A 6,000-nucleotide genomic window follows, 5' to 3' on the forward strand; every position below is an offset into this window, starting at 1 on the left:
TGATTGAGAGGCTTTGCGCGCGAGGTTACCTGTGCGCGATCAAAGTTTCTGTAAGATTAAAATCACCCCTACTATCAGCATCTTGGCATTAAAAATTAATTCCGTGCCAAATCCTGACAATTGACGGGCGCTGAAAGTCAGAACCAATGCTATCTAGCAGAGGGCGGACATGAAGACTGGCCGGCAATTCCTCGCCTAACCTAACTACTGCGGGTTTACGAGCAAGAATTTCTGCGATGTCTAGACTTCGGCTACCTTCTCGCGCTCAAGGGAATTCTCGATCGGATTCTGTTGGAGGCAAGATACTTACACGCTACCAATTTACCAGCGACAGGAGGGGAATCACAACACGATTTAGATATTTCAACTGTCTAATTAAGGGTTCGAGGGTTCGAGTGCACAAAATAAATAATTGCGATCGTAACTAATTCTATCTTATCCCAATTCTGAACTCCGAGAATTTGACATTCAATTCGGGCGATCCTCTTCGAGGGCTGCGCTAACGAACTTGATGAGAATAGCACTGTTCCCCGGCACCAAAAAAGTCGCCTTACCACCCTTCAGGGTCAAGCTGCTAACAACCTCATCCATTGACTTCAAACTAAACTCCCGCACCGTCCCATTACCAGCTTCGATTAAAGCTGAAATATCGGCACGAACAGTATAAGATTTTGCTCGATCGTTGACAGCCAGCAAGTAAACATTCTTACTAGAATCGAGAGTTGCAACTGCCATTAAATCGGAACTATTAGCGATCGGAAAAAAGCTAGCCCTACCCCCTTGCAAAGCCCGAATTCCCATCCGCAAAGCATAGTAGCTCGCGCGCCGTTTTCCCCCGTCCCCCAGCAAACCTTCCGCCAGTGCCGGCTTTCCCCAGTCGTACAAACAGAATATGTGACTCCCGTAAATATAATTATCCCCCGGTTGGGAACCTCGGATCAAATTTTTAATCAAACTTAAAGCTAAAGGGAAATCGTTATAGCTAATTTGATAACTTCCCCATTCTCCCACCCAAACCTCCGAGTTAGCACGGACTGTCCCCTTCATCCAGCCGCGCACTTTGCGGGTGTAGTTAGAAATATCTGCATCGTAATTGTGGAAGTTGACAGTATCGAAATAATTAGGAATTTCTCGCAAAGCCTCAGCAGGCCAAATGCTGCCACCTACGCTTGTCGGGCTGTGGATGCGGTAAGCGCGCCCAGGCAAATAACTTTTGTAAACAAAGTCGATCGCATCTTTGGTCACTTTCACCAACTCAAAATAGTCAGCCATAGTTCCACCCCAACCCTGTATGCGGTAGTCCGGTTCGTTGTGAATTTCCCAATCATCAACGCGGTAATCGTTGCGTACATTCAACCAATAAACCGTAGCAAACACGTGTTCCCACCACTCGTTCCAATCTTCTTTAGTTCGGGGCGGATTTAATTGCAGCGCCCAGGACGGATTCCAGCTACTGTCCACATTACGAATACTCACAACCGGGCGAATCTTAGCCTGTTTGAGAGCATTAAAAATAGTCCTAGCATTGCCTTCCCAAACTTTACCACGTTCTCCCGACCACGAATAATCGCTACCCCGGGGCGGATCGGTCATAATTTTATCCCAATGCGCCCAATTAATAATATTTGGATTTGCCTTAATTTGGGAGATTTCCGGCCAGCCGTATTTACCGTCATCGTCTTCCGGTTCCCATCGAGACATCCCGCCGTAAATGCGGTATGTATTAATTCCCAAATCTTGCAAATCTTTGAGATCAAAGTTAATGTTGCCCTCGACTGCACCGATGTAGCGAGTGCTGACACCCGCAGCAGTACCGGAGAATTTAATTGTTGCGATGTTTTGAGCAAAAGTTGTCGTTGGGCCCAACAACTCTAGGCCGATGGCAATTAAAAAGGCGAGGGTGAAATTCCGAATTAGAGTTTTTGATAACACTGGGTTAATAACTAATGGCTAACCGCCTAAGACCTACTGACTAATTAACTTTAACCTACGCTGAAGTTCCCCCGCCGCCGTGGCGATTACGATCGCCAAAATCGGGTGCAGTGGCTCGCTGTGGCGAACTTCTGCATAAGTAAGCGCATGAATCAAAGTAAAATAGCCGCAGACTGCCAGCAGTGGCAAAAACTCCCGCCAGCGATGCCGCAAAACTATCATGCCCAAAGCCGCAAATACAGGCAAAATTCGCGACGCTAAAATGCCGACAATCCGTTGCGGCGAAAAGAATTTCCGCATTGCCTGCACATTAAACATAGCGTGATGAGGCCAGTCACTTATAGGGTTTCCCAACCACAAATAAACTGCCTTTTGCAAACAATACCAGAGATAGACAGCCGGCTCGCAGAGTATTGAAGCGATCGCCCGTTTGGTAAAATAGCGATCGCCCTCAATGGTAAAAACATCGTGTCCGCCATTCCGAGCCGGATTGAGTTCTTCCTGCCAAATTTTAGTGATATGGCGTTTTGGCAGTTGTTCGTAGGCAAAATGATAAAACTCTGGACTTCCTTGCCACAGCAGCCCCGTAGAAACACTGTAAATCAAAAAAGTCTTGTGAGTTCGATAATTGTGGTAAGTCCAAGGTGTGGTAATGATGATAATTGCGCCCAAATAAGCAACAAACAAAGCAACCTTGCGCTTAAAAGACCATTGGCGCGGCATCAATAGTGGGACAATTACCGGAAACAACATCGCTGTCGGCCGACAAAGATTCGTAATTGCCAACAACCCACCTGCTAATGAAAAATTTTGCCACTCCGGCTGTTCCAATGCTCGCAGCAAGCCCAGTATTGTTAAAATCATTAAAGGCGCGTATAAAATCTCTGTTTGCAGCAGCCTGACATGAAGAATCAGGGAGGGATGTAGCGCAATTAATCCAGCGGCGACTAAGGAACTTTGAGGGCCAGTAAAACGCCGTGCCAGGATAAAAGTTAGGGGTATGATTGTCGCCCCCAAAAAAGCTTGTACGTAGACTACAGATGCGGGAGAACGACCGAAAATTACATAACATCCAGCTACAAAAAAGGGATACACTGGTGTCCTGCCCGGCCAATCAAAAAATTTACCCTCTAGCAAAGAGTGTCCCAAATACTCGTAACCTGGTTCATCGCCTGTGAGACGGGCGGGGGTATCGGGGAGAGTTTGGTTGGTGCGCCACGCCAAATAGAGCCGGAATGCTAGTCCCAGCAGCGTCAGAAAAATCAGCGCCAAGACAATTATGCGGTCATTTCTTTGCTGCTGCGTTGCCAAGATATCTCGTGTCATCAAAGCTGACTGCGAAAATTTGATTGGTTTCCTCTCAATTTTTTAGGTTGGGAATGTCAAAAATTATATCGTTTTAGATACATTTTTTTCGAGAATTGATATTTTTCACGCCATGTCCGATTATTCCAGCGGACGATCGCATTTTGAGAATCTTGGGTGCAAGTAGATCTTTGGGCCAATCCATGCTGCAAGCTTTCCGTGTCGCAAAAGCTAACGCGCTCCGGGCGATTGTTCCCCACTCCTATCAGACGCCACAGAGTTGAGTAGAGAGTTGACAGCGGCTCTTGAGAGTCAATCGATTTTAGATTTTAGATTTTAGATTTTAGAGGCGACCCCACGGATAAATTCGGGGGAAGAGAGGATTTTCGATTTTCGATTTGGGATTGAGGTACCACAGGTCGAAATTCGCTTGTCAAGAGTTGACACAAAGTTATTGATAATATTTCCCTATAATTGATATTCAAATGCGATCGCCCGCAACACCAATTAAATGAACTTACTCGCCAAAAAATCTCTGATGTACCGATTGACTAACTGCGGCTGTTCCTGATGCACCCAGTGGCTGCAATTGGGAACGTAATGAATCTGAAAATCCCGCACGTAATCTGCGGTTCCGTAGGTTAACTCTTTGCCGAGGGCCCGATCATTTTCGCCCCAAATCATCAACGTCGGAACTTCGAGGATCTCTCTATGCGGGCGATCGACAAATCCGCGAGCAATATTGCGGTAATAATTGATAGTAGCAGTCAGAGCCCCCGGTTTAGCTGCCGCATCTTTGTAAGCTTGGATATCGGAGGGGGTAAAGCTGCTTTTGTCAACTGCCATGCCTTGCAAAGCGCGATCGATCGCCCGATAGTCGCCCAACTTAATTAAAAATTCCGGCAAAAATGGCAACTGAAACAAAAAGATGTACCAACTTTTCAGCAATTGTTGGCGAGTTCGCAACCCTTCAGCAAACTTTGCCGGATGCGGTATATTCATCACAATTAATTTATCCACCATCTCAGGATAAGCATAAGCAAAACTCCAGGCGATCGCGCCTCCCCAGTCGTGGGCAACTAAGACGCAGCTTTTGTATCCAAAGCCTTGAATAATTCCCTTGATATCTTGTACAAATTCTGCCATCATATAAGCAGATTTATCCTTAGGTTTGTCGCTGTCATTGTAACCCCTGAGATCCACAGCAACAACTTTACGATCTGATGCAAATTCCGGGATTTGATGGCGCCAAGAATACCAAAACTCAGGAAATCCGTGCAGCATCAGCATCAGCGGCCCAGAACCTTGAGTGACACAGTGCAGTTTGATGCCGTTTGTAGCGATAAATTCGTGTTTCCAAGCAGCTTCTAGCACAGACATAAATTTTCACTCTAGATGTAAACTTATACTAGCAGTTGCTATCTTCAATAGAGGTAAACTGAAGACAGAGCTCAGCCAAAACTAGGAAGTTAAGGAGTCATTACCATGTCTGGCGATCGCCTGCAAACAATTGTCAACCGCTTGACAGAACGTCTCAAGCGCGACGTATTAATTGAAAAATCCCTATACGACATTCGAGAAGTGGTGCAGAGCGATCGCGCGGTACTGTATTATTTTTACAGGCAGTGGCAAGGTCGAGTGACTTGTGAGATGCTAAGTGCGATCGAACTGTCAATCTTGGGTTCTACTGGCCCAGACGAGTGTTTTAACGACGAATACGCTGCTTTGTACGAAGCGGGTCGAGTCAGAGCAATTACAGATATTGAAACAGAGCCAATCCACCAATGTCACCGACTGTTTCTGCGTAGCCTGAAGGTTCGCGCCAATTTAGTCGTGCCAATTTTAACCAAAAAAGGACTGTGGGGGCTGTTAGTTGCTCATCAGTGCAGCGGGCCGCGCACTTGGTTGCGATCGGACATTGAATTCATGCAAAAACAAGCAGAAAATATGACAATGTCTCCCACGATTCAAGATAGTTAACTAATTAAAATTGACATGAGATGCTGTAGATGCTAGCGTAGAATCATCAATTCATAGGTTATATTTATTTATCATGTCACTTTTGAACGTTCAAGCTTTAAACAAAGCATTGCCTACCGTTATCTTAGGCTTATTCCTTAGCAGTTATACCACCAACATTGACCGCGGCCAAGTGCCTAACATTGACTCGAAATTAAGCAACAATCAATTAACTACACCTATACTCATAAACTCAACAGAGATTATAGCTGATAACACCAGCGATCAAGCAGCAATCAAATTATTAATCGATCGGCAGTTCAAAGCTTTGAATGAAAGAAATCCTGAATCCTATATGGCGACAGTAGATCCAAACTCTCCTGGTTTTCAACCAACAATAATTACAATTGCAGAAGTCTTCAAAAGAAATTTAAAGTACGAACCAACAAAAATTGAAATTGTGGGAATTTCAGGAAACGAAGCCAAAGTAAGAATCGAACAAACAACCACAAAGATTGACGGGTCATCTTCAACTTTCAGAGATAATAAGATGATAATATTACATACGTTACGCAAATCAAATGGAGAATGGAAATTTTTTAGTTCGGTACCGGAAAATATTCAGTATTTGAATTAGGCTAACTTATACCATGAGAGCAAAAGTCGCCCTAGGGCGCCGGTACAGTAGAATATTTTGACAAAAATAACGAAATATGTATTATGTAGGGCGAAGGATGAGGGTGACAGTAGATCGCGATCGCCAACCATTTTTTTGTCCTCATGCGAGAGCCCTGCCAAGGTCTA

The 6,000-nt window shown here is 45.0% G+C and carries 5 protein-coding genes; 2 read left to right on the forward strand and 3 right to left on the reverse strand.

The genetic code is table 11. From position 1 onward, the window contains the following. Positions 1–468 precede the first annotated feature (468 nt). The 3 genes from JGK16_RS14305 to JGK16_RS14315 all read right to left on the reverse strand — a co-directional run bounded on the left by JGK16_RS14305 (position 469) and on the right by JGK16_RS14315 (position 4,617). Positions 469–1,932 carry a hypothetical protein gene (locus JGK16_RS14305; protein WP_293181704.1) on the reverse strand — a complete coding sequence of 488 codons (1,464 nt, stop codon included), beginning with the start codon at positions 1,930–1,932 and terminating at the stop codon, positions 469–471. A gap of 33 nt (positions 1,933–1,965) precedes the next feature. Continuing rightward, complete coding sequence (locus JGK16_RS14310; RefSeq protein ID WP_293181705.1) at positions 1,966–3,258, reverse strand: glycosyltransferase family 39 protein; 1,293 nt, start codon at positions 3,256–3,258, stop codon at positions 1,966–1,968. A gap of 486 nt (positions 3,259–3,744) precedes the next feature. Next, a complete protein-coding gene (locus JGK16_RS14315) occupies positions 3,745–4,617 on the reverse strand; it encodes an alpha/beta hydrolase (protein ID WP_293181706.1) in 873 nt (290 codons plus the stop codon). Positions 4,618–4,722: 105 nt separating this feature from the next. Here JGK16_RS14315 and JGK16_RS14320 point away from each other — a divergent pair, with 105 nt between their 5' ends. After that, a complete protein-coding gene (locus JGK16_RS14320) occupies positions 4,723–5,217 on the forward strand; it encodes a GAF domain-containing protein (RefSeq protein ID WP_293190856.1) in 495 nt (164 codons plus the stop codon). 73 nt (positions 5,218–5,290) lie between these two features. Further along, a complete protein-coding gene (locus tag JGK16_RS14325) occupies positions 5,291–5,833 on the forward strand; it encodes a hypothetical protein (protein WP_293181708.1) in 543 nt (180 codons plus the stop codon). Positions 5,834–6,000 lie beyond the last annotated feature (167 nt).

The sequence above is a fragment of the Microcoleus sp. PH2017_09_SFU_O_A genome (assembly GCF_020738625.1).
Classification (GTDB): domain Bacteria; phylum Cyanobacteriota; class Cyanobacteriia; order Cyanobacteriales; family Microcoleaceae; genus Microcoleus.

Excerpts from the sequence above, each read along its gene's own strand:
- JGK16_RS14310 (WP_293181705.1), bottom strand. The coding sequence starts at position 3,258 with ATGACACGAGATATCTTGGCAACGCAGCAGCAAAGAAATGACCGCATA.
- JGK16_RS14315 (WP_293181706.1), bottom strand. The coding sequence starts at position 4,617 with ATGTCTGTGCTAGAAGCTGCTTGGAAACACGAATTTATCGCTACAAAC.
- JGK16_RS14320 (WP_293190856.1), top strand. The coding sequence starts at position 4,723 with ATGTCTGGCGATCGCCTGCAAACAATTGTCAACCGCTTGACAGAACGT.
- JGK16_RS14325 (WP_293181708.1), top strand. The coding sequence starts at position 5,291 with ATGTCACTTTTGAACGTTCAAGCTTTAAACAAAGCATTGCCTACCGTT.